The organism is Pseudomonas avellanae BPIC 631 (assembly GCF_000444135.1).
Lineage (GTDB): Bacteria > Pseudomonadota > Gammaproteobacteria > Pseudomonadales > Pseudomonadaceae > Aquipseudomonas > Aquipseudomonas avellanae.
Map to the genome: position 1 here is coordinate 1 of NZ_ATDK01000547.1, position 1,585 is coordinate 1,585.

Annotated in this window: 1 protein-coding gene; it reads left to right on the top strand. The window is 53.1% G+C overall.

Annotation, left to right across the window (positions count from 1 at the left end; all coding sequences use genetic code 11):
* Window positions 1-1,481 (top strand): AAA family ATPase (locus tag DW49_RS0124415; RefSeq protein WP_338109225.1); only part of this gene is annotated, 1,481 nt, incomplete at its 5' end.
* Window positions 1,482-1,585: the final 104 nt, after the last annotated feature.

Here is a 1,585-nt window from a genome sequence, read left to right on the forward strand (position 1 = left end):
GGGTTGTTATTTTTCCGGGGGGGGGGGGGTACGTCCTGGCAAGCGCAGGCTGGATGGAAGCGGGGTTGCCACCAGATACGAAACTCATGGCTACGCTCTTTGTGTCGCCTTTTTATGGTTTGCATTTAGTATGCTGTCCCAACTGCAACGGAAGGTGTTTTCCATATGCTTGGCCAGATGACGAAACCGGAGAAAATACTGTGAGGCTCGACACACTGCGAATGCAGAACTATCGCTGCTTCGGTGAATTCGAGATCGACTTCGATCCGCATCTGACCATACTTATCGCCTCCAACGGAGGCGGAAAAACCACCATTCTTGATGCCGCCCGAGTTGCACTGTGGCCTTTCGTCAAGGGTTTTGATCTTGGTGGCCAGACAGGAAAATCCGCCACTATCCAGATTGAAGATGTGCGACTGGCCCAATTCGGCAGTGGCAATATGGAGTCGCAGGTACCCAGCGTTATCGAGGCAAAGGGTGTCTGGTGGGAAAGCGCCGTTGAAAGTAGCTGGCTGCAGCAGCGCGTCAGCTTGAAAAAATCCACTAACACCATTGGCGATGCTGGATCGAAAGCGTTGACTTTGTATGGTAAGTCGCTTCAGGACAGTGTGCGAAGCGATGCACATGTCACTCTGCCAATGATGACTTACCTGGGCACTTCCAGGCTATGGTTCGAGGGACGCTTCAGTTCGGCAGCGGCTCAGACAACACTCGATAAAAGTGAGTACTCCAGAACGTCCGCATACCTCAATTGCCTGTCTTATTCATCCAGCTTCAAGACCTTCACTGCATGGTACATCTGGATGTACCGCAGCTACCGTGAAGCTCAGTTGATCGCTCTGGAGCGCGGTGAAGAAGTGTCCGATACCGGGCAGCGCTTTGAGAAAATCATCTCAGCTGTCAAAGAAGCCATCGACAGGTTGATAAAGGCTCCTACGGGCTGGCACAGACTGGAATACAGTGCCAGTCATCAACAACAACTGGTCATGCACCACCCGGACCAGGGGATTTTACCTGTCGAAATGCTTAGCGATGGTCTGCGTAACACGATCGCCATGGTTGCGGACCTCGCTTTTCGTGCCTGCAAACTCAACCCGCACCTCGGCGAGCGGGCACCCTTGCAAACGCCAGGTATCGCCTTGATTGATGAAGTGGATATGTTCCTGCATCCCTTCTGGCAACAGACGATAGTAGGTTCATTACGTGCGGCTTTTCCCGCCATGCAGTTTATTGTCACCACGCACAGTCCGCAGGTGTTGAGTACGGTCCGACGTGAAAATATTCGGGTGATCGGTAAAGATGCCCAAGGGCGTCTGATTGCATCCCGGCCCCTTGCCATGACCTACGGTGAGCCGAGCAACAGCGTGCTGCGAAGCGTGATGCAGGTCGATCCGCAGCCTCCGGTGGATGAAAAGCCGGGCCTGCTACAACTCACGGAATGGGTGGACAAAGGTCGCTATGACGAACCTGTAGTGGTCTAATGATTCCGGACACTCATTTAGGCGAGAATATCGCCAGATATAGAGGTGTCTGATGACCAAACAACGCCGTACCTTTTCCATTGAATTCAAACGCGAGGCCGCAG